Here is a 20,409-nt window from a genome sequence, read left to right as displayed (position 1 = left end):
TCAGGTGACCGATATCGCCACACATCAGGAGGGGCCGGGCGGCAAGCTCGGCCTCCCGATGTGCATCGCCCTGGTCATGGGCAATATGATCGGTTCGGGGGTGTTCCTGCTTCCGGCACAGCTTGCCCCCTATGGCTGGAACGCCGTCGCGGGGTGGATCGTCACCATCGGCGGCGCGCTGTGCCTCGCGATCGTGCTCGCGAAGCTCGCCGGACATCTGGGTCAAGCGCGCGGAATCGCGCCGATGATCGAGGAGGCGCTGGGGCCGCTCGCGGGATCGCTGATCGGCTTTTCCTTCTGGGTTTCGGTATGGACCGGGCTCGTCACCATTTCGCTGGGCGCGGTCAGCTATGCCTCGGCCTTTTGGCCTGTGATCGGCAAGCACCCCGGCCTGTCCGCCGCGCTCACCATCTGGTTCGTCACCTTGATCAACCTCTTCGGCGTGCGCGCGGCGGGCGCGTTCCAGCTTGCCACGACGGTGCTGAAGCTGGCCCCGCTGATCGTCGTCGCGGTGCTGATCGCGATGCGCACGGCCGCCGAGGGTGCCCACGCCTTCGCGCCTTTCCCCGCCGAAGGGCTCAGCCTCGGCGCGACCGGCACTGCCGCCGCGCTCGCGCTCTGGGCGATGGTGGGGTTCGAGGCGGCGTGCGCCGCCGGCGACAAGATCGACCGGCCCGAGGTCACCATTCCGCGCGCGACGGTGATCGGCGCGCTGCTCACCGGTCTTTTCTACCTGACCGTCTGTTCGGGGATCGCGCTGATGCTGCCCGCGGACGAGGTCGCGGCGTCGCCCGCGCCCTTCGCGCTGTTCGTCGAACATTATTGGGCCGCGGGGCCCGCCGCGCTGGTCACCGTCTTCGCGGCGATCAGCGCGGTCGGGGCGCTCAACGGCTGGGTGCTCGTGCAGGGCGAGGTCCCGCGCGACATGGCGCGGCGGCGGCTGATGCCCGCCTGGTTCGGCGCTGCCGACGCCCGCGGCACCCCGGTTCGCGCTCTGATCGTGTCGAGCTGCCTCGCCAGCCTGCTCGTCTTCGCGAACAGCAGCCGGTCGATGGGCGGCCTGTTCGCCTTCATGGCGCTGCTGTCGACCTGTGCGACCCTGTGGCTCTACCTCGCCTGTGCCGTCGCGGCGGCACGCTATCGCATCGCGCTGCCCTTTGTCGTGCTGGGCGGCGCCTATGCGCTGTGGGCGATGTGGGGCGCGGGGCGGGAGGCGGTGCTGTGGAGCATCGCGCTGATGCTCGTAGGCCTGCCGCTCTATTGGCTCGGGCGCGCCTCAGCGCCAGCGGGGCGCGAAGAAGCCCCGGTCGCGTAGAATGACCTCAGCCGCATTATGCCCCGGCGCGCCGGTGACGCCGCCGCCCGGATGCGTGCCCGCACCGCACATATAAAGACCCTTCACCGGCCCGCGATAGCCGCCGTTGCCGAGCACCGGCCGCGCGGCCCAAAGCTGGTCGAGGCTCATATTGCCGTGCATGATGTCGCCGCCGACCAGGCCGAACTTGCGTTCGAGCCCCTTGGGCGAAAGGCGCGTCTGGCCGACGATGCTGGCGCGGAAGCCCGGCGCGTGCTTCTCGACCGTGTCGATGATGCAATCGGCGGCGGCTTCCTCTTCGTCGTCCCAGTCCCGCCCATCGGGCAATTCGGGCGCGAACTGCTGGCAGAAGAGGCTGGCGACATGGGCACCCGGCGGCGCGAGGCTGTCGTCGACGGTCGAGGGGATCAGCATCTCGACGATCGGCGCCTTCGACCAGCCGTGCTGCTTCGCGTCGAGGAAGGCCCGGTCCATATAATCGAGCGTCGGCGCGAGGATGATCCCCGACTGGTGATGCTCGCCGGGTTCCGGAAGACAGGTGAATTTGGGAAGTTCGCTGAGCGCGACATTCATCCGGAAGGTGCCGCTGCCTGCCTTGAAACCCTTGATGCGGCGCTGAAAATCCTGCGGCAGATCAGCCGCATCCATCATCCGTTCGTAGAGCAACTTCGGTCCGACATTGGCGATCACCCGCGCCGCGGCAATCTCCTCGCCGCCGACGAGTTTGACGCCGACCGCCCTGTTTCCATCGACGAGCACTTTGGCGACCGGGCTTTCGAGGCTGATCTCGACGCCCATGTCGCGGCACACCTTCGCCATGATCTCGGTGATCCGGCCCATGCCGCCGACGCTGTGGCCCCACGCGCCCTTCTTGCCGTTCACCTCGCCGAAGACGTGATGGAGGAGCACGTAGGCACTGCCCGGCGTGTCGGGGCTGGCATAATTGCCGACCACCGCGTCGAAGCCGAACGCGGCCTTGACCGCCTCGCTTTCGAACCAGTTATCGAGCATCGTCCGCGCCGATTTGGTGAACAGGTCGAGCACGTCGCGCTGCTGTTCGAGGCTGAGGCCCGCGAAGCGCCGCCCTTGCCGCGCGCCGTCGAGAAGCGTGCGCAGGCCCTCGCCGACATTTGGCGGCACGCGCAGCGCAAGGTCGCGGAGCAGTTCGGCGACATTTTCGAGCGCGTCGTAATATTGGGGCAGCACCTCGGCATCGCGCGCGCTGAACTTGCGGAATTCGGCCTGCGTGCGGTCGAGCCCGCCGCCGAGTTTCAGATAGGTTCCATCCTCCTGCGGCAGGAAATTGCTGATGGGCCGCTCGATGACGCGATAGCCGTGATCGGCGAGCTTCATGTCGGCGATCACCTTCGGCTGGAGCAAGCTGACGGTGTAGCTCGCGACCGAATTGCGAAACCCCGGCGCGAATTCCTCGGTCACCGCAGCACCGCCGACGACGTCGCGCGCCTCGACGATACGCACCTTCAGTCCTGCCTTCGCGAGATAAAAGGCGCAGACGAGGCCGTTGTGGCCGGCGCCGATGATCAGCGCGTCATAGGCTTTGGTCATGAAAAGTCTTTCGCAAGCGGGGATTGGACATGCTGACGACCGAAGCCGAGGCCGAGGATGCGGCCCGGAATGCGGCGGAGCAGCGGAATGCGGTCGAGCAGGCGGACGGCGAGCGGGACATGATCGATCGCGCCGCGCAGCATCGGTTCGATGACGCGCAAATGGGCGAAGCGCTGCAGCGCCTGCATCCGGGTCGTCGGTTTCCAGCGGCGCGCCTGCACCTGCGCGAGCAAGGGGTCGGGATCGGCTCCGGCCGCAAGCGACGCCGCGAGGATATTCGCGGCGGCGACCGCATCCTGCACCGCGAGGTTGATGCCGACGCCGCCGACCGGCGACATCGCGTGCGCCGCGTCGCCGATCGCGAGCAGGCCCGGGCGCGACCAGCGCGTCAGCCGGTCGAGCGCGACCGACAGCAATTTGACGTCGTCGAAGCTGCGGATCGCCTCGATACCCGCAGCGAGGCCGGGGACGATGGCGACGATCTCATCGCGGAAGGCCGCGATGCCGCGCGCCTCGATAGGCGGGAAGCCGCCCTTCTCGATGATCCGCGCGCATTGCCAATAATCGCCGCGCGGGATGGCGACGACCATCCCGCCCTTGTCGATCGTGCCGAGCGCGACCTCCGCCATGTCCATGCCCGCAGGAACGGGGACGCGGAACCAGAGCACGTCCATCGGCGCGCCGAGATCGTCGAGCGGCAGCTCGGCGGCTTCGCGCAGTACCGACCGGCGCCCGTCGGCGGCAATGACGAGCCGCGCGGAAAGCACGTCGCCATTCGCGAGCGTCACCCCGCTGACGCGACCACCGGCGTCATGGGTCAGTCCGATGGCCTCGGTCGACATGCGGAGGTCGAAGGTCGGATAGCGCCGCCCTTCCCCCGCGATGAAATCGAGCAGATCCCATTGCGGCATCATCGCGACGAACGGCGCGGCGACCGGCAGATGCTTCATCGTCGCGACCGTGTAGCGCCCGCCGAGCAGGTTCAGCGTCATGGTGTCGATCGCGGCGTGCGGTTCCTTCAGCAGCGCGTCGAGCAGGCCGATCTCGTGGAACAGTTCGAGCGTCGAAGGATGCACCGTGTCGCCGCGGAAATCGCGGAGGAAATCCTTGTGCTTTTCGAGTATGGTGACGCGCACGCCGGCGCGCGCGAAGAGCAGCCCCGCGACCATGCCGGCGGGTCCGCCGCCGACGATGACAACGGGCGCGGCGGTGCTCACCGGCGACTCCACCCTGCGACCGGCGCCTGCTCCAGCCGCGCCTCGGGGATGATCGCGCGCATCCGCGAACAGAAATGCCTAAGGCAGACCTCCTTGTCGCTGAGCGGCCCCATGGTGAAGCTTTTCGACTGCATCCCCTGCTGCACGCGCGTGATCAGCGCCGTATCCTCGGCATTGACCTGGCGATTGATGCGCCAGTTCAGATAGCGTGCCACTTTCATTTCGCGCCGCGCATCGGGAAGGACATAGGAGATTTCGCGGATCAGACAGCTTGTCGGCCCGGTCGGCAGCCACTGCATGAAATCGACCTGATCGGGATAGATGTCGAAGGCGATGTTCGGCCACAGTTTGAAATAAAGCCAGTGGCGCTGATTCGCTTGCGGAAGGTGCGGCACCGGCGGCAGCAGGCGCTGATACATGAGTTCGGACCAGTTCGCCGAGGGTCGGTCGATCAGGTCGCCCCACATGCGGTCGACCCCGGCCTCGGCCTCGACCCCGTAACTCTTGCCGAACAGGCGGGTGAGGCCGGGGTGCGCGACGGGGATGTGGAGGCCGTCCGAATAATTGTCGCCGACATTCTTCCAGTTCACGGCGCGCGGGCGCAGCGTGACGCGGCCGAGGGCGCCGAGTTCCTCGAAGCGATAGGGGGCGATCATCGCCTCATAGGGCGCCATCATCGCCGCGACCGACGGCCCGCCGTCATCGTCGAGCCGCACGAACCAGAAGCCGCGCCATTGTTCGAGCCCGACCGGGACGAGCCCCGCCTTGCCCTTGTCGAGCGTCGGATAGCTCGCCGAATCGGGAACGCCGATCAGCCGGCCGTCAAGTTCATAGGTCCAGGCGTGATAGGGGCAAACGAGCTTCTTCGCGCAGCCCGCCGCACCGTCGACGAGGCGCGAACCGCGATGGCGGCAGACGTTGGTGAAAGCGCGCACGATATGGTCTGCGCCGCGCACCAGGATCACGCTTTCGCCGCAAAAGTCGATGCTGTGCCAGTCGCCGGCGTTGGGGATGTCGCTGTCGTGGCAGACGACCTGCCAGCTCGGGCGGAAGATGCGGTCCATTTCGGCCGCGTGGAATTCGGGATCGCTGTAGGTCCAGGCCGGAAGCGACCAGCCGTCGAGCGGGTCGGGATTCGAATCGCGAAGGGGTGCAGTTGCCATGGTCCGTTCCTTGTTATACATATGTATAACAATATGACCGCCGCTCGCCAAGCCTTTACGCGCGAAAGCGCCGATGCCCGCCGGACGGGCCTGATCGAGGCGACCGCGGCGGTGCTGGCCGAACAGGGGCTCGCAGGGACGAATGTCCGCGCGATCTGCGCCAAAGCGGGCGTATCGCCGGGGCTGCTGCGCCATTATTTCGACGGCATCGACGATCTGGTCGCGGCGACCTATCAGGCGACGAGCGACCGGATGGACGCGATTTTCGCCGCCGCCGTCGCGGAGGCAGGCAACGATCCCCGTGACCGCTTGACCGCCTATCTCACCGCGAGCTTCCGCCCGCCGGTGACCGATCCCGAACTGCTCGGCGCCTGGACCGCCTTCTGGGCGCTCGCGCGGAGCGACGCGCGGATGGCGGCGATTCACGCGGAAAGTTACGCGGGCTATCGCGAACGACTGGCCAATCTGCTGACCGCATGCGGCGCCGCCGACGCCGGGCGGCTCGCGGTCCTGCTGACCGCGATGGTCGACGGGCTGTGGCTCGAACTCTCGCTCGACTCGACAAGCTTCGGCGCCGAGGCGGCGGTCGCGATGATCGAGCGCGCGGTGGTGGCGTTACTACCCTAGCCCGTGCCCCTGCGAAGGCAGGGGCCCATCTCCTGCCCATGCGGCCTCTGCGAACGGCTGGTTTGAACGCGACATCCGGTGATGGGCCCCCGCCTTCGCAGGGGCACGACACCTATTTCGACAGGTCGCGCAGCAAACTGTCCCAATGCGCGAGGGCGCCGGGGATGGCGGCGACCGGCGCGCGTTCGTTGAGGCCGTGCGCGAAACTGTCGCTCGCCTTGCTGAACAACCCCGCGACACCGTAGCTCGGCACGCCGACGGCTCGGAAATGGAGGCTGTCGGTCGCGCCCGCGCTCATCGACGGGATGATCGGCAGGCCGGGGAAGCGCGCATGAACCGTCCTGGTGACCGCCGCCACCACGTCGGGGCGCAGCGGCGAGGCGTCGCTCGCGGTAGCGTCGGGGTCGGTGTTCACCTTGACCGCGGGATCGCCGATCACCTTCTCGAGCTCGGCGCGCACCGTCTCGATGCTGACGCCCGGGAAGATGCGGCAGTTGATGTTCGCGGTCGCGCGCTGCGGCAGCGCATTTTCGGCGTGGCCGCCCTTGACCAGCGTGGGAACGCAGGTCGTGCCGATCTGGCCGACATATTCGGGATCGGCACGGATCGTCGCGATCGCCTTGGCGTCGGTCGGATCGGCAGCAAAGGCTTTCAGCGCCGCGCCGATGTCGCCGCCGACCTGATCGGCGACGATCGGCATTCCGACCTTGGTCAGTTCGTTCTGCTGCGGCGTGAAGCGATAGGCGCCGACCTTGGCGAGCGCTTCGGACAGTTCGACGATCGCGTTGACCGCGCCGGGACGCGAGCTGTGGCCGCCGGGGTTGGTCACTTCGAGCACATAGTCGGCGTAGGTTTTCTCACCCGCCTGCAGCCCGTAATATTTCGCCTTGCCGTCCTCGCCGATCAGCCCGCCGCCGCCATCGCCGTTCAAGGCAAATTCGGCGTCCTTATATTTGGCCGCAAGCGCGCGCGTCGTCGTCATCGCCGTTTCCTCGTCGCCCGAAAGCAGCAGGATGATCGAGCGCTTCGGCTTGAAACCCTCCTTCTTGAGCTCGGCCATCGTCGCGACCATCATCGCGACATCGAACTTGTTGTCCTCCGACCCGCGGCCGAAGATATAGCCATTCTCCTCGACCGGCACGAACGGATCGCGGGTCCAGTCCTTGGGGTCGGCCTCGACGACGTCCATATGGCCGAGCAGCAGGATCGGTTTGGCCTTGGTCGTGCCCTGCAGGGTCGCGGCGAAGGTCGCGGTCTCGCCGATCGGGGTGATCTCGATATCGGCGTCGCTATAGCCTGCGGCCTTGAGCACGCCTGCATAATAGGCCGCAAGCTCAGGCACCTTGCCGCGCCCCTCGACCGTCGGGATCGCGACGCTGTCCATGAGGATCTTCTTCGCCGTCGCGGTATCGGCGGGCTTGGCGTGAACGGGCACCGCGGCCAGCATGGCAGCGGAAGCAAGAAAAGCAGCAGCTAAACGCATATTATCGACCCCTTTTACACTCTGTTTCGATCCGTTCGGGCTGAGCCTGTCGAAGCCCTGTCCTTTTTCTTTCACCATGCTGAAGGAAGAACGACGCTTCGACAAGGCTCTCCTGAGCGCATGCAAGGCAGTCGAAGGGCTCAGGCGAACGGAACTTCATATTTCCGCATCTCCTAACTTTGTCATCCCCGCGAAAGCGGGGACCCAGAGCGTGCGTCGGCTAACCCCACACTGGGTTCCCGCTTTCGCGGGAATGACGAAGGAAGGGACGGGAATGCCGAAAAAGAGCGAGATCACGCCGCCTTTTTCGCCTTCGGCGCCGGGGTCTTGGGCTTGTAGCGGCAGAGGTCGATCACCGGGCAGCGCCAGCATTCGGGGGTGCGCGCCTTGCAGATGTAGCGGCCGTGAAGGATCAGCCAGTGGTGCGCGCCGACGCGGAAAGGCGCCGGGGTTTCCTTTTCGAGCTTCTTCTCGACCGCGAGCACCGTCTTGCCGGGCGCGAGGCCGGTGCGGTTGCCGACACGAAAGATATGGGTGTCGACCGCGAAGGTCTCCGCCCCGAAGGCGCAGTTCATCACGACATTGGCGGTCTTGCGCCCCACCCCCGGGAGCTCGACGAGCGTGTCGCGGTTAGCGGGTACTTCGCCGCCATGGTCGCGCACAAGGATTTCGCTCAATGCGATGACATTCTTCGCCTTGGCGTTGAACAGTCCGATCGTCTTGATGTGCTGCTTGAACCCGTCCTCGCCGAGGTCGAGCATCTGCTGCGGCGTCTTCACCTCCTGAAACAGCTTTCGTGTCGCCTTGTTCACCCCGACATCGGTCGCCTGCGCCGACAGCACGACCGCAACGAGAAGCTGGTAGGTGTTGCCGAATTGAAGCTCGGTCTCCGGGCTCGGGTTGAGCTCGGCGAGGCGGCGGTAGAATTCGAAGATGTCGGCCTTCTTCATTGCGGCGCGGGTGCGTTCGCCGGCGGATGCGCCGCCTTCCACTCCATCGCCGCGCGCACGCGGCGTTCGACCGACGGATGGTCGTAGAAGATGATCTCTTCGACCGCGCCGGGACGCGGGCTGCGATATTCGGCGGTCTTGACGAGCGCGGTCGCAAGCGCGTCGGGCCGGTTCTCGGTCTTCAGCGAATAATGATCAGCCTCGCTCTCGTCGACGCGGATCAGCGTGTTGGTGAGCGGCAGGGTGACGAGACCGAAGAGCGAGAGGAAGAAGATCAGGACCGGAAAGCCGCGCGGGTCGCCGATGGCCGCGTCGCTGCCGAACCAGCGCGCAAGGCGCGGAAAGAGCCGGTCGGCGGCGAAGAAGAGCAGGATCGCGAGCCCCGCGAAAACGAACACCATCCGCCAGATATGACCAAGCACATAATGGCCGATCTCGTGCCCCGTCACCGCGCGCACCTCGTCGAGCGAGGCCTTGCCGAGCGCAACGTCCGAAATGGCGATCCGCGCCGAATGACCGATTCCCGAAACATTGGCGGTGAAATTGTTCGACTGGCGCGATCCGTCGAACATGTAGATGCGGTCGGCGGGGATGTCGGCCTTTGCCGCCATCTCGACGAGCGCATCGCGCACCGGCCCGGCGGGGACGGGCTTGTAATCGTTGAACAGGGGCTCGATCAGGATCGGCGAGACGAGCAGGAAGGCCGCGATCGCGGCGGCGGCGAGTCCGCCCGACCAGATCCACCAGCGCCGCCCGGTGCGGCGGATCAGCGCATAGACGCCGAGGAAGAAGAGACCGCCCAGCACCGCGGTGAGCAGCGTCGAGATCGCCGACTGGCCGAGCCAGTCGCCGAGCGGCTGGCTGGTGCGGCCATAGGCAGTTTCGCGCCCCCAGCCGGTGTAGATGTCCCACGGCAGGGTGAGGATCGTCGAGAGCAGGAAGAAAGCAGCGCAGAGCATCCACGTCCGCAGCGCCCAGCCGCGCTTCGCGAGCCGCGCGTCGATCCGGTCGAGGATGCGCAAGCGGACGAAGAGAAAGGTGACGACCGCCGAGACGACGAGACCCCAGAGCAGCAGCCATTCGTTGCCGGTCGTATAGGCTTCCGCCTTGGCGAGCGCCGCCGGGCCGAGGCCGTCGATATAAGCTTTGGTCGCCGCCGCCGGATCGAACGCCATCTGTCTTTCCCCCATGTTCGCCGGGTTCAGAGCCCGAGCACCTGCGGCATCGTGTAGCGCCCCGGCTTCTGGCGGACCAGCCACAGCGCCGCCTTCACCGCGCCGCGCGCGAAGATCATCCGGTTCTCAGCGCGGTGGCCGAGGGTGATCATCTCCTCCGGCCCCGCAAAGATCACGTCATGGTCGCCCGCGACGGTGCCGCCGCGCAGGCTCGCGAAGCCGATCTTGCCGTGGCCGCGCGCGCCGGTGACGCCGTCGCGGCCGCGTTCGGAGCATTTCGCAAGGTCGATCCCCCGCCCCTCGGCGGCCGCCTGCCCGAGCAGCAGCGCGGTGCCGCTCGGCGCGTCGACCTTGTTCCGGTGGTGCATCTCGACGATCTCGATATCCCAGTCGGCATCGAGCCGCGACGCCGCCTCGCGCACCAGATGCGCGAGCAACGTGACGCCGAGCGAGGTGTTGCCGGTCTGGAGCACCGCGATGTCCTTCGCGGCATCGTCGATCAGATAATGATGGCGCTCCTCGAGCCCGGTGGTGCCGATCACGATCGGGGTCTTGGCAGCGACGCAGGCGTCGAGCGTCGCCTCGAGCGCGACGGGTGAGGAGAAATCGACGAGAACGTCGGCATCGGAAGCGAGCCGGACGATATTGCCGCCCTTGTCGATGCCGCAACTGCGCTGCCCGGCTTCCGAAATTGCGGCGGCGAGTGCGACGCCCATCCGCCCTTCGCTGCCGATAATGCCGATGCTGGTCATGACTCGCTGTCCCCTATCCATTCTCCCCTTAGCCCCTCGGGTCGCGCGAAGTCGAGATGCGCTGGTCATCATCCGTGGTTATAAGTGAGGTCGAGATCCCGGCCTTCGCCGGGTGACGAAAAAGGGATGAAGCTGTCGATGCGGCCCGATAGAGAGGGCCCATGAAGACCATCCAGAATATCGTGATCCTGACCGGCGCGGGCGTGTCGGCCGAGAGCGGCATCGACACCTTCCGCGACGCCGGGGGCCTGTGGGAACAGCATCGCGTCGAGGATGTCGCGACGCCCGAAGCCTTCGCGCGGAATCCCGACCTGGTACTGCGCTTCTATGACGATCGGCGCGCGGCGATCCAGACGAAGGAACCGAACGCGGCGCATCATGCGCTGGCGCGGCTCGACGCCGAGTGGCCGGGCGAGTTGCTGATCGTCACCCAGAATGTCGACGACTTGCACGAGCGCGCGGGGGCGAAGCGGCTGATCCACATGCACGGCGAGCATCTGAACGCCTGGTGCACGATCTGCGACGCACGGATGCCGTGGGCCGGAGCATTGCTCGATCGTCCCGCCTGTCCGGCGTGCCAGGCCGCGGGAAGTCTGCGCCCCGACATCGTCTGGTTCGGCGAGATGCCGTACCGGATGGACGAAATCTATCACGCCATCAATCGCGCCGACCTGTTCGTGTCGATCGGCACATCGGGCGCGGTCTATCCCGCCGCGGGCTTCGTCCGCGAGGCGCGCGCATCGGGCGCGCGGACGCTCGAACTCAATATGGAGCCGAGCGAGGGGAGCCACTGGTTCGACGAAGCGCGGCAGGGGCCGGCGACGGCGCTGGTGCCGGCGTGGGTGGAGGCGATGCTGAAGGGCTGACCCGTTCAGCGCCGCGCGGCGAAGAAATCCTTCAGCAACTCCGCCGCCTCACTCGCGCCGATCGCGTCGTAGATTTCGGGCCGGTGGTGCACCGTCGGCTGCGCGAAGAGGCGCGGGCCGTGGGCGATCGCGCCGCCCTTGGGATCGTCGGCGCCGTAATAGAGGCGCGCGATTCGCGCGTGGGCGATCGCGCCCGCGCACATCGCGCAGGGTTCGAGGGTGACATAGAGGTCGCAGCCGTCGAGGCGTTCGTTGCCGAGCTTCGCCGCCGCGGCGCGAATCGCGACGATTTCGGCGTGCGCCGTCGGGTCGTGCGATTCGCGCGGGCGGTTGTGGCCTTCGGCGACGACTTGCCCGTCCTTGACGATCACCGCGCCGACCGGCACTTCGCCCCATTCCGCGGCGATGCGGGCGAGATCGAGCGCGCGGCGCATCGGTTCGGGGAGCGGGAACGAGGGCATAAAAGCGCCCTATTCGCTTGACGAATCTCCGGCAAGCCGATAAGCGCGCGCCTTTCCCGGCCCATCCGGTCCTTTCGGTGCCTTCTGGCCCACCCCGGACGCCGCCCATTGATTCGAGGAAGAAGATCATGTCGCGCATTTGCGAACTGACCGGCAAGGGCCGCCAGGTTGGCCACAATGTCAGCCACGCCAACAACAAGACCAAGCGCACCTTTCTGCCCAATCTGCAGAATGTGACCTTGCTGTCGGACGCCCTCGGCAAGGGCGTGAAGCTGCGCGTGTCGACCCACGGCCTGCGCACGGTCGAGCATAATGGCGGCCTCGACAACTGGCTGCTCAAGGCCGGCGACGACCAGCTTTCGGCGAACGCCCGCAAGGTCAAGAAGGATGTCGCGAAGAAGCTGGCCGAAAAGGCCGCCTGAGCTTCCACCGCATTCCTGTTGCAGAAGGCGGCCCGGTTTACGGCGCCGCCTTTTTGCTGTCCGGCAGGCCGACAAGCTCGAACTCGACGAGCAGGCTGCGCTGCCAGCCGTTGAAATTATTGTCCGAGACGAGCCACAGGAAGGTGCGCCCGCCGCGGCGTTCGATCGCCGCGCCTTCGTAATTGTCGGCGAGCGCCACCGGCACGCGGCCGATCGTCCGCGAGGTCAGCCGCGCACCCGGCCGGATCGCGGCGGGATCGACGACGCCGAGGATCGTCGTGAAGACAGGATCGAACCCGAGCCGACGGTGGACGAGCAGGATGCGCCCGTCGGGGAGCGGCGCAGCGTCGCTGACCAGTCCCTTCCCTTCCGAATCATAGAAGAAGCGAACCGCCTTCGTCCCGGGCTCGGCGGGATCGCCGGTAAAGAGCAGCGCCTCCCGGCCGCGCGGATCGTCATCGGCGTCTTCGGAAAAAATGACGGTGCGCCCGTCCGCGAGGCGGACCATCGCCTCGGGACCGCGGTTGACCGGCCAGCGCGGCCGCGGCAGGCGCGCGCGCGATTCGATGCGCTCCAGCGCCGGGTCGAGCCGCCAGACCTGGTTGAGCCCCTCGAGCGCCACCCAGCTTTTGCCGCTCGCGGGATCGAATGCCATCGATTCGACGTCGCGCTGCGACTTGCGCTGTGTCGGGCCGGAGCCGGGCGGAAACATGCCGATGCGCGCATCCGATACCGCGCCGTCGGCGGGGAGCGTCAGCCGTGCCCAATAGCCATTGTCGGCCGCAAGCTGGAACCGATCGGGACCGAGGATCGCGAGCGCCGAAAATCCGCCGAACGCGTCGTTCGGGCTGACGAGGCGCCAACCGCGCACGAAGCGGAGCATACCCGCCTCCCCCGCGGGATAACGGAGCGGGCGCGCGGTGATCTGCTGCGAGGTGAGATCGACCGGCGGACGATAGTGCCGCGTGCCGGGCACGGGCCCGAGCGCGAGGAAGATCAGGGCGGCGGGCAGGAGACGGCGCATCGGCGCGGCGATAGGACGCGCGGCCGGGCCCGGCAAGATGCCTCCCCCCCAAGATGAACGGCAGCCGACAGCGATGTTCAGGCTTCACTCAAAGCGAATCGGGCAGAAGGGCATCATCGATCCAAAGACCCCAAGGGCCTGACGACGAAAGAAGGAGAACGACGATGAAAAAGATGGTGACCCTCTCGATCGCCGCCCTGATGTCCACCGCGACGCTGGGCCTTGCGACGCCCGCCGCGGCGCAGAACGGCTATTACAGCCGCGACGGCTATTCGAGCTATGACGCGCGCTACAATCGCGACAACCGCCGCTATGACCGCCGCGACTATCGGAATTACGACCGCCGCGATTACCGTGGCAACGACCGCCGCAACTATCGCAATTATCGCCAGTGCGACAACGGCACCGGCGGCACGATCATCGGCGCGATCGCCGGCGGCCTGGCGGGTCACGAGATCGCCGGTCGCGGCGACCGCACCGTCGGCACGATCATCGGCGGCGCCGTTGGCGCCATCGCCGGCCGCGCCATCGACAAGGGCAACGACGGCTGCCGCCGTTAAAGGGCCCGACCCCTTAAAGGGGAATGACGGCTGCCACCATCAAGGCAGACCCGACCCCCAATAAAAGACTCTCCCCCCTTCGCCCCGTCCGGCCCGCGCCGGACGGGGCTTTGCTGTCGGTGGGCGGGGTTGCCATCGCGTCCGCCGGGGCCTAGGTTCGCGCGCAAGTGCACGTCCGCAAATTGGCGGATGCGTGAGTCAGAGACAGGTCAACATAGCCATGCGGCAAATGGCAGCGCCTTCAGGGCGATCGCCGCGGCCGGGTTCGAAGATGGGCCCACCGGCGAGCCGAAGACAGAAAGGGGAGCTTCCGCCCCGCCCCGTGCCGGTCGTACGGCCCCGCAGCTATGCCGCGATCGACCTTGGCACCAACAATTGCCGGTTGCTGATCGCGCGCCCGCACGAGGGCGAACTCGTCGTGATCGACGCTTTTTCGCGGATCGTCCGGCTGGGCGAAGGATTGCACGCGACCGGACGGATCAGCGAGGCCGCAATGGACCGCACCGTTGCCGCGCTCGCCATCTGCGCCGACAAGCTGCGCCGCCGCCACGTCACCCTGTCGCGCGCGGTCGCGACCGAGGCGTGCCGCCGCGCGGTGAACGGCACCGAGCTCGCGGCGCGCGTCCGGCGCGAGACGGGCATCGTTCTCGACATCATCTCGGCCGCCGAAGAGGCGCGACTCGCCGCGCTCGGCTGCCACAATCTGATGGAACCCGGCGAAGGACCGGCGCTGATCTTCGACATCGGCGGCGGCTCGACCGAGTTGATGCATGTCGACGTGTCGGATCATGATGTGAAGATCCACGACTGGATCAGCGTGCCATGGGGGGTCGTGTCGCTGACCGAACATGCCGCGCCGGGCGAGGACAGCCTGGCCGCGCGGCAGGCAAGTTATGCCCGGATGCGCGAAGTGACCCGCAGCGCCTTCGCCGCCTTCGCGGACCGCGCCGAACGCTTCGCGAACCTGCCGCTGCGCCTGCTCGGCACCAGCGGCACGGTGACGACGCTCGCCAGCGTCTTTCTCGAGCTGCCGCGCTACGACCGGCGCGCGGTCGACGGGATCACCGTTCCCGCGACCGCGATGCGCGACATCAGCCGCCGCCTCGCCGAGGCGAGCCTCGACGCGCGCGCCGAGATTGCCTGCATCGGACGCGAACGCGCCGACCTGGTGGTCGCGGGCTGCGCAATTCTGGAGAGCATCATCGACCTGTGGCCCGCCGCGCGTGTCGGCGTCGCCGACCGCGGCATCCGCGAAGGCATCTTGCGCACGCTGGCGATGCAGGGCCGCGACATTCCGGTTACCCGGCGCGAGCATCGCAAATGAGCGGTGGCAAGGGCGGCAAGAGCGGCGGCGGACGCGGCGGCCTGCATGTGCGGGTCAAGACCGCGCGCAAGCGCACCGCCTCGTCGACCCGCTGGCTCCAGCGCCAGCTCAACGATCCCTATGTCCGTCGCGCGCAGGCCGAGGGCTATCGCTCGCGTGCCGCCTTCAAGCTGATCGAGCTCGACGAGAAATTCGGCCTGCTCAGGAAAGCGCGCGCGGTGGTCGACCTGGGGATCACTCCGGGCGGCTGGTCGCAGGTCGTGCGCAAGGCCAATCCGCGCGCGCGCGTCGCCGGAATCGACCTGCTCGCCTGCGAGCCGATCGAGGGCGTCGCGATCCTCGAAATGGATTTCATGGACGACGCCGCCCCCGACGCGCTGATCGAGGCGCTGGGCAGCGCCCCCGATCTCGTCATTTCGGACATGGCGGCGAACACTGTCGGCCATCCGCAGACCGATCATCTGCGCACCATCGGGCTTGCCGAGACCGCGGCCGATTTCGCGGTGCAGACCCTGCAACCCGGCGGCGCTTTCGTCGCGAAAGTGTTCGCAGGCGGCGCCGACCGCGAACTGCTGACCGTCCTCAAACAGAATTTCACCACCGTAAAGCACGCCAAACCGCCCGCAAGCCGCAAGGGGTCGCCCGAACTTTATGTGATCGCGCAGGGGTTCAAGGGGCGGCGCGAGGAAGACGGCGACGCGGACTGACGGGCGGACGGCGGCCGTCGCCGCTCCTCCCCGGCACGGGGAGGGGGACCACCGAAGGTGGTGGAAGGGCAGGTGGGTCATGGCGCGCCTTTTCTGGATCGAAGCGTAAACCGAGGGTGCCCCTCCACCATGCTTCGCATGGTCCCCCTCCCCGTACCGGGGAGGATCGACACAGCCCCCTTCATCCCTTCCAATTCCGCCCGTCGCCGCTATCATCGGAGGTCCATCGATTATCGGGGGAAATCACATGCGTAGCGGGATTGCATCGCTGACCGTCCTCTCGTTGCTGCTCGCGTCATGCGGCGGCGGAGGGTCGAGCGGCGGCGGTGGCGGCGGGCCGGTCACCGTCACCCCGACCCCCACGCCGACCCCGACACCCACCGCAAGCTGCGGCCTCAGCGCGCGCCAGAGCTTTGCCAAGGCGGTGATCGACGAATGGTATCTCTTCCCCGGCGATGTCGCGACGAACGTCAATCCCGCGAACTTCGCCGACGTCCAGACCTATATCGACGCGCTCGTCGCACCGGCGCGGGCGCTGAACAAGGACCGCTATTTCACCTATGTCACCTCGATCGCCGAGGAGGAGGCTTTCTTCACCAACGGATCGAGCGCGGGCTTCGGCGTCCGGCTCGCCTATGATCCGACGACCCAGCGCGTGGTCATCGCCGAGGCCTATGAAAACGCCCCGGCGCTGGCGGCGGGAATCGATCGCGGCACGCAAATCGTGGGGATCGGAACGAATGCGTCGAACATTCGCGCCATCTCGACCATCGTCGCCAGCGAAGGCACGCAGGGGATCACCGACGCGCTGGGGCCGAGCGACCCCGGCGTGACCCGCATCCTGCGGATCGTCGAACCCGGCGGCGGAACCCGCGACGTGTCGGTGACCAAGGCCGATTACGATCTCGACCCGATTTCCGACCGCTACGGCGCGAAAATCATCAGCGAGGGCGGGCACGCTTACGGCTATGTGAACCTGCGCAGCTTCATCAGTTCGGCCGACCCGCAGCTTCGCGCCGCCTTCCTGAATTTCCGCAACCAGGGGGTGACCGACGTCGTCATCGATCTGCGCTACAATGGCGGCGGGCTCGTCGCCACCGCCGAGCTGTTCGGCGACCTGCTCGGCCGCAACCGGGCCGCCAGCGACCTGTTCTCGCAGACCAATTTCCGCTCGTCGAAATCGGAGAACAACACGCGCCATTTCTTCACCGCCCAGCCTCAGGCGATCGCACCGGCGCGCATCGCCTTCATCGGCACCGGATCGACCGCCTCGGCGAGCGAACTCGTCATCAACGGGATGCTGCCCTACCTCGGCACCAATATGACGCTGGTCGGCAGCAACACCTATGGCAAGCCCGTCGGGCAGATCGCGCTCGACAAGAGCGAATGCGACGAGCGGATGCGCGTGATCGCCTTCGCGACCGGCAATGCGGCGAGCAGCGGCGACTATTTCGACGGGCTGGCGCCGAAGATCAGCAACAGCTGCGCGGCGGACGACGACCTGTCCCTGCCGCTTGGCGATCCGCGCGAAGCCTCGGTGCGCGCCGCGATCGATTTCCTGGCGGGGGGAAGCTGCACGACGCACATCGCCCAGGCCCCGGCTGGTGCCTCCGCGCAAAGCCGCAGCGTCCGGATGGCCGCCGAGCCCGAGATGCTGACGCCCGCAAAGCCGCGCGCGGCGCAGCGGGAGTTGCCGGGGCTGTTCTGACGAAACGTCGGTTTTGGGGTGGAGAGCGGCCGTTTTAGGGCAACGCATGCTTCCCCTCCCGCAAGCGGGAGGGGCAGCGAGACTTACGAACTTTGTTCGTTAGTCGCAGCGGGGTGGGCAGATGCAACGTCGCTGCCCACCCCCAGCCCCTCCCGCCTGCGGGAGGGGAGAGGAGCGGCCGCAATCGGTCGCTTGCGGACACTGCCCCCAGAACCCAGCCGAACCGCTACCCCTAGACTTTCCGGCCCGATCGATTATATACCGCTCGTTATGGAAAGTGACATCGCTACCCCGGTCAAGGGGCGCCCGCGCGAATTCTGTGTCGACAAGGCACTGGCCGAAGCCCTCCACGTCTTCTGGGCGAAGGGCTATGACGGCGCGTCGATGGCCGACCTGACCGAGGCGATGGGGATCACCAAGCCCAGCCTCTATGCCGCTTTCGGCAACAAGGAAGCGCTGTTTCACAAGGCGCTCGACCTCTACGAGACCGAAAAGCTGGAATATACGCGCGCCGCACTCGACCAGCCGACCGCGCGCAAGGTCGCCGAATATTATCTTCACGGCGCGCTGATGACGCACGCGGGAACCACCGATCCCAAAGGATGCATGGGTATTTTGAGTTCGCTCGCCTGCAGCCCCGAAGCCGAGTCGATCAAGGCCGACGTACTGGGGCGCCGTGCCTCGTCGCAGCGCGCACTGGTCGAGCGTTTCGAGCGCGCGAAGGCCGAGGGCGACCTGCCCGCGCATGTCGACGCGCAGGGGCTGACCAGCCTTCTCTACGCCCTGCTGCAGGGCATTTCGGTTCAGGCCGGCGCGGGCGCGACGATGGACGAGCTCGAGCGACTGGTCGACACCAGCCTGGCGCTCTGGCCCAGCGCCTGAAGACGGTCTTTTGCCTCGCATCCCGGGCCTGATCGGGGATCGACAGGGGGCGGCCGAAACAGGGCTACCGAATTTTTCGATACCGGCCGGTATAAAACTCCTTGACAAGATGAACGCCGGGTTTATATACCGTGTGGTACAGATGGTCGGAATGACCACCGCGCCACAAGAAGCGCGGATGCACTCCGCTCCTGCTGTGCCGGCCTGATCCCGGGCCAACCCAGACAGACATGTTTCGCAGGATCGCACACCGCCGTCGATGACGGGGGAACGGCTTCCTGCATCCAGACTCTCCCCTCGCCGGGCGCAAGCGTTCCGGGGCGTGAGCCCCCTTGCGCCCGGCAAATATCCACGGAGGACCGACCATGGCCTATCTTGCCCTGACCGACGGAGTCGCCGCCGCCATCGCGCCGGCATCTGCCTTCTCCCCCACATTTTCCCCCGCAGCGCCGAAAGCCGATAGTCCCGCAGGCTTTTCGGCGCTGGAATGGTCGGTCGTGATGCTTGCCCGTCACGACCGGCCATCGAGCCTGCGCGAGCCCGGCCGGGTCGCAAAATGGCTCGGGCGGATCTTTGGCGACGCGGTGAACCGCCGCCTCGCCGATCCGCGGCTCGAAGCGCTGCGCCGGATGGCGGTGCTGACCTGGCATCACAGCTATTCGGTGCCGAAGGCCGAACTCAAGGCCTTCTTCGCCGCGGGTTTCAGCACCGATCATTATGAACTGCTGGGCAAGCGCGTCGCCGAAGTCCACGTCGCCCGCCTCTTCCGAAAGTAGACCCATGAACATGCTCTCCCCGATCCGGGGTGAGGAGACGGCGAACGCCGCCCTCGCCCCGACCCAGCCCCCGCGCCGCTGGCGCCGGACCCTGCAGATCGGCCTGCCGGTCGCGCTCGCTCTCGCTGGCGGCTGGGGCCTGACCCACCGCGAGGCGCCGGCCAACGCCGCGCCGCCGATCCCGGTTGTCACCGTCGCGGCGCCGCTGGTCCGCGACATCGACGAATGGGACGATTATGTCGGCCGCTTCGAGGCAAGCCAGGCCGTCGAAGTGCGCCCGCGCGTCTCGGGCCAGCTCGTCGGCGTCCATTTCACCGACGGTCAGATCGTCCGCAAGGGCCAGCTTCTCTTCACCATCGACCCGCGCCCCTTCGCCGCCGCGCTCGCCGAGGCACGCGCCGAGGCGGCGAGCGCGCGCAGCGATCTGGCGCTCGCTGAGACCAACCTCGCGCGCGCCAACCGGCTCGTCGCCGACGATGCGGTGTCGCAAAGCGACCTCGACCAGCTCGGCGCCAGGCTGCGCGCGGCGTCGGCCGCGCTCGCGGCCGCCGATGCGCGGGTGCGCTCGCGCGCGCTCGACATGGAGTTTACGCAGGTGCGCGCACCGATCAGCGGACGCATCTCCGATCGCCGCGTCGATGCGGGCAATCTCGTCGCCGCGGGCGAAGGCAGCGCCGGCAGCCTGCTGACGACGATCAACGCGCTCGACCCCATTTATTTCAGCTTCAACGGCTCGGAAGGCCTGTTCCTGAAGGCGAAGCGCGCCGAGGAAGCGGGCGCCAAGGGGACCGAGGTGCAGATCAAGCTGCAGGACGAGGCCGACTACAGCCGCACCGGAAAGCTCGACTTCACCGACAATGGCATCGATCCGCGATCGGGGACGATCCGCGGCCGCGCGGTGATCGCCAATCCCGACCTGTTCCTGTCGCCGGGCATGTTCGGCAACATGCGGCTGGCGAGCGGCGCCAGCGAACGCGCGCTGCTCGTCCCCGACGCGGCGGTGCAGACCGACCAGGCGCGCAAGACTTTGCTGGTGGTCGGCAAGGATGGTCAGGTCGCGGCGCGCGAGGTCCGGCTCGGCCCGGTCGTCGACGGGCTGCGCGTCGTGCGCGGCGGTATCGCGCCGGCCGACCGCGTCGTGATCACCGGCACCCAGCTCGCGCAGCCGGGCACGAAGGTGCAGACGCGCGCGGGCAGGATTACGCCGGTCGCGGAGGCCGCCGCGCCGCCGAGTGAGGCGCTGGTCGGTGAGGCCACCTTCGCGCGGTAACGCCTTGAAGCCCCTCCCTTCAGGGAGGGGTTTGGGGAGGGCCTGTAACCGCCCTCCCCGCTGCGACTAGCGGGCAGCCCGCAAGTCTCGCTACCCCTCCCGCAAGCGGGAGGGGGCGAATTGAAACCACAATTTCGATCCTCCAGTCCGGGGAGCCGGTC

Annotated in this window: 20 protein-coding genes; 11 read left to right on the top strand and 9 right to left on the bottom strand. The window is 67.4% G+C overall.

Going from position 1 to position 20,409, the window contains the following annotated elements:
- Positions 1-4: 4 nt before the first annotated feature.
- On the top strand, positions 5-1,315 hold the full coding sequence (locus tag ACVENA_RS22510; RefSeq protein ID WP_449327111.1) for an APC family permease: 1,311 nt from the start codon (positions 5-7) through the stop codon (positions 1,313-1,315).
- Here the strand turns inward: ACVENA_RS22510 and ACVENA_RS22505 are convergent.
- Genes ACVENA_RS22505 through ACVENA_RS22495 form a run of 3 tightly spaced genes read right to left on the bottom strand, consistent with a single transcriptional unit; the run spans position 1,277 to position 5,261 of the window.
- On the bottom strand, positions 1,277-2,881 hold the full coding sequence (locus ACVENA_RS22505; RefSeq protein WP_449327110.1) for a phytoene desaturase family protein: 1,605 nt from the start codon (positions 2,879-2,881) through the stop codon (positions 1,277-1,279). The genes ACVENA_RS22510 and ACVENA_RS22505 overlap by 39 nt on opposite strands.
- Positions 2,878-4,098: an FAD-dependent oxidoreductase gene (locus ACVENA_RS22500; protein ID WP_449327109.1), complete on the bottom strand. Its 1,221-nt coding sequence runs from the start codon at positions 4,096-4,098 to the stop codon at positions 2,878-2,880. The genes ACVENA_RS22505 and ACVENA_RS22500 overlap by 4 nt, the downstream gene beginning before the upstream one ends.
- The gene (locus ACVENA_RS22495; RefSeq protein WP_449327108.1) at positions 4,095-5,261 is read right to left on the bottom strand and encodes an aromatic ring-hydroxylating oxygenase subunit alpha; all 1,167 of its coding nucleotides are present in this window, start codon (positions 5,259-5,261) and stop codon (positions 4,095-4,097) included. The genes ACVENA_RS22500 and ACVENA_RS22495 overlap by 4 nt, the downstream gene beginning before the upstream one ends.
- A gap of 33 nt (positions 5,262-5,294) precedes the next feature.
- Between ACVENA_RS22495 and ACVENA_RS22490 the strand changes: the two genes are divergently transcribed.
- Complete coding sequence (locus ACVENA_RS22490; protein WP_449327107.1) at positions 5,295-5,888, top strand: TetR/AcrR family transcriptional regulator; 594 nt, start codon at positions 5,295-5,297, stop codon at positions 5,886-5,888.
- Positions 5,889-6,000: 112 nt separating this feature from the next.
- Here the strand turns inward: ACVENA_RS22490 and ACVENA_RS22485 are convergent, their stop codons facing one another.
- From ACVENA_RS22485 to dapB, 4 genes are all read right to left on the bottom strand, one after another.
- Positions 6,001-7,371 (bottom strand): M20/M25/M40 family metallo-hydrolase, encoded by a 1,371-nt coding sequence (locus ACVENA_RS22485; RefSeq protein ID WP_449327106.1) that lies wholly within the window; start codon positions 7,369-7,371, stop codon positions 6,001-6,003.
- 293 nt (positions 7,372-7,664) lie between these two features.
- A complete protein-coding gene (gene nth / locus ACVENA_RS22480; RefSeq protein ID WP_449327105.1) occupies positions 7,665-8,321 on the bottom strand; it encodes an endonuclease III in 657 nt (218 codons plus the stop codon).
- Complete coding sequence (locus ACVENA_RS22475) at positions 8,318-9,496, bottom strand: M48 family metallopeptidase (RefSeq protein WP_449327104.1); 1,179 nt, start codon at positions 9,494-9,496, stop codon at positions 8,318-8,320. The genes nth and ACVENA_RS22475 overlap by 4 nt, the downstream gene beginning before the upstream one ends.
- Before the next feature lie 26 nt (positions 9,497-9,522).
- Positions 9,523-10,248 carry a 4-hydroxy-tetrahydrodipicolinate reductase gene (dapB, locus tag ACVENA_RS22470; RefSeq protein WP_449327103.1) on the bottom strand — a complete coding sequence of 242 codons (726 nt, stop codon included), beginning with the start codon at positions 10,246-10,248 and terminating at the stop codon, positions 9,523-9,525.
- A 161-nt stretch (positions 10,249-10,409) separates the two neighbouring features.
- Between dapB and ACVENA_RS22465 the strand changes: the two genes are divergently transcribed.
- A complete protein-coding gene (locus ACVENA_RS22465) occupies positions 10,410-11,114 on the top strand; it encodes an NAD-dependent deacylase (RefSeq protein ID WP_449327102.1) in 705 nt (234 codons plus the stop codon).
- A 5-nt stretch (positions 11,115-11,119) separates the two neighbouring features.
- Here the strand turns inward: ACVENA_RS22465 and tadA are convergent, their stop codons facing one another.
- Positions 11,120-11,575 carry a tRNA adenosine(34) deaminase TadA gene (tadA, locus tag ACVENA_RS22460; RefSeq protein WP_449327101.1) on the bottom strand — a complete coding sequence of 152 codons (456 nt, stop codon included), beginning with the start codon at positions 11,573-11,575 and terminating at the stop codon, positions 11,120-11,122.
- Positions 11,576-11,703: 128 nt separating this feature from the next.
- Here tadA and rpmB point away from each other — a divergent pair, with 128 nt between their 5' ends.
- Positions 11,704-11,997 (top strand): 50S ribosomal protein L28, encoded by a 294-nt coding sequence (rpmB, locus tag ACVENA_RS22455; protein WP_257547249.1) that lies wholly within the window; start codon positions 11,704-11,706, stop codon positions 11,995-11,997.
- Between the two features lie 37 nt (positions 11,998-12,034).
- On the opposite strand, the gene ACVENA_RS22450 is transcribed toward rpmB, so the two are convergent.
- The gene (locus ACVENA_RS22450) at positions 12,035-13,021 is read right to left on the bottom strand and encodes an esterase-like activity of phytase family protein (protein WP_449327100.1); all 987 of its coding nucleotides are present in this window, start codon (positions 13,019-13,021) and stop codon (positions 12,035-12,037) included.
- 164 nt (positions 13,022-13,185) lie between these two features.
- On the opposite strand from ACVENA_RS22450, the gene ACVENA_RS22445 reads away from it, so the two are divergent.
- The 7 genes from ACVENA_RS22445 to ACVENA_RS22415 all read left to right on the top strand — a co-directional run bounded on the left by ACVENA_RS22445 (position 13,186) and on the right by ACVENA_RS22415 (position 20,248).
- Positions 13,186-13,581 (top strand): glycine zipper 2TM domain-containing protein, encoded by a 396-nt coding sequence (locus tag ACVENA_RS22445; RefSeq protein ID WP_449327099.1) that lies wholly within the window; start codon positions 13,186-13,188, stop codon positions 13,579-13,581.
- A gap of 220 nt (positions 13,582-13,801) precedes the next feature.
- Positions 13,802-14,905 (top strand): Ppx/GppA phosphatase family protein, encoded by a 1,104-nt coding sequence (locus ACVENA_RS22440; protein WP_449327098.1) that lies wholly within the window; start codon positions 13,802-13,804, stop codon positions 14,903-14,905.
- On the top strand, positions 14,902-15,612 hold the full coding sequence (locus ACVENA_RS22435) for an RlmE family RNA methyltransferase (RefSeq protein WP_449327097.1): 711 nt from the start codon (positions 14,902-14,904) through the stop codon (positions 15,610-15,612). The genes ACVENA_RS22440 and ACVENA_RS22435 overlap by 4 nt, the downstream gene beginning before the upstream one ends.
- A 247-nt stretch (positions 15,613-15,859) precedes the next feature.
- The gene (locus ACVENA_RS22430) at positions 15,860-17,320 is read left to right on the top strand and encodes a S41 family peptidase (protein ID WP_449327096.1); all 1,461 of its coding nucleotides are present in this window, start codon (positions 15,860-15,862) and stop codon (positions 17,318-17,320) included.
- A gap of 270 nt (positions 17,321-17,590) precedes the next feature.
- Positions 17,591-18,202: a TetR/AcrR family transcriptional regulator gene (locus ACVENA_RS22425; RefSeq protein WP_257547239.1), complete on the top strand. Its 612-nt coding sequence runs from the start codon at positions 17,591-17,593 to the stop codon at positions 18,200-18,202.
- Positions 18,203-18,567: 365 nt separating this feature from the next.
- Entirely contained in the window at positions 18,568-18,978 is a 411-nt protein-coding gene (locus tag ACVENA_RS22420; RefSeq protein ID WP_257547237.1) for a hypothetical protein, read from the top strand.
- Positions 18,979-18,982: 4 nt separating this feature from the next.
- Positions 18,983-20,248, top strand: coding sequence for an efflux RND transporter periplasmic adaptor subunit (locus ACVENA_RS22415; protein WP_449327095.1), 1,266 nt, complete (start codon positions 18,983-18,985; stop codon positions 20,246-20,248).
- Positions 20,249-20,409: the final 161 nt, after the last annotated feature.

The sequence above is a fragment of the Sphingopyxis sp. 550A genome (genome assembly GCF_053569535.1).
The sequence above is the reverse complement of the archived record's forward strand: the minus strand, read 5'-3'. Positions and strand labels throughout refer to the sequence as shown.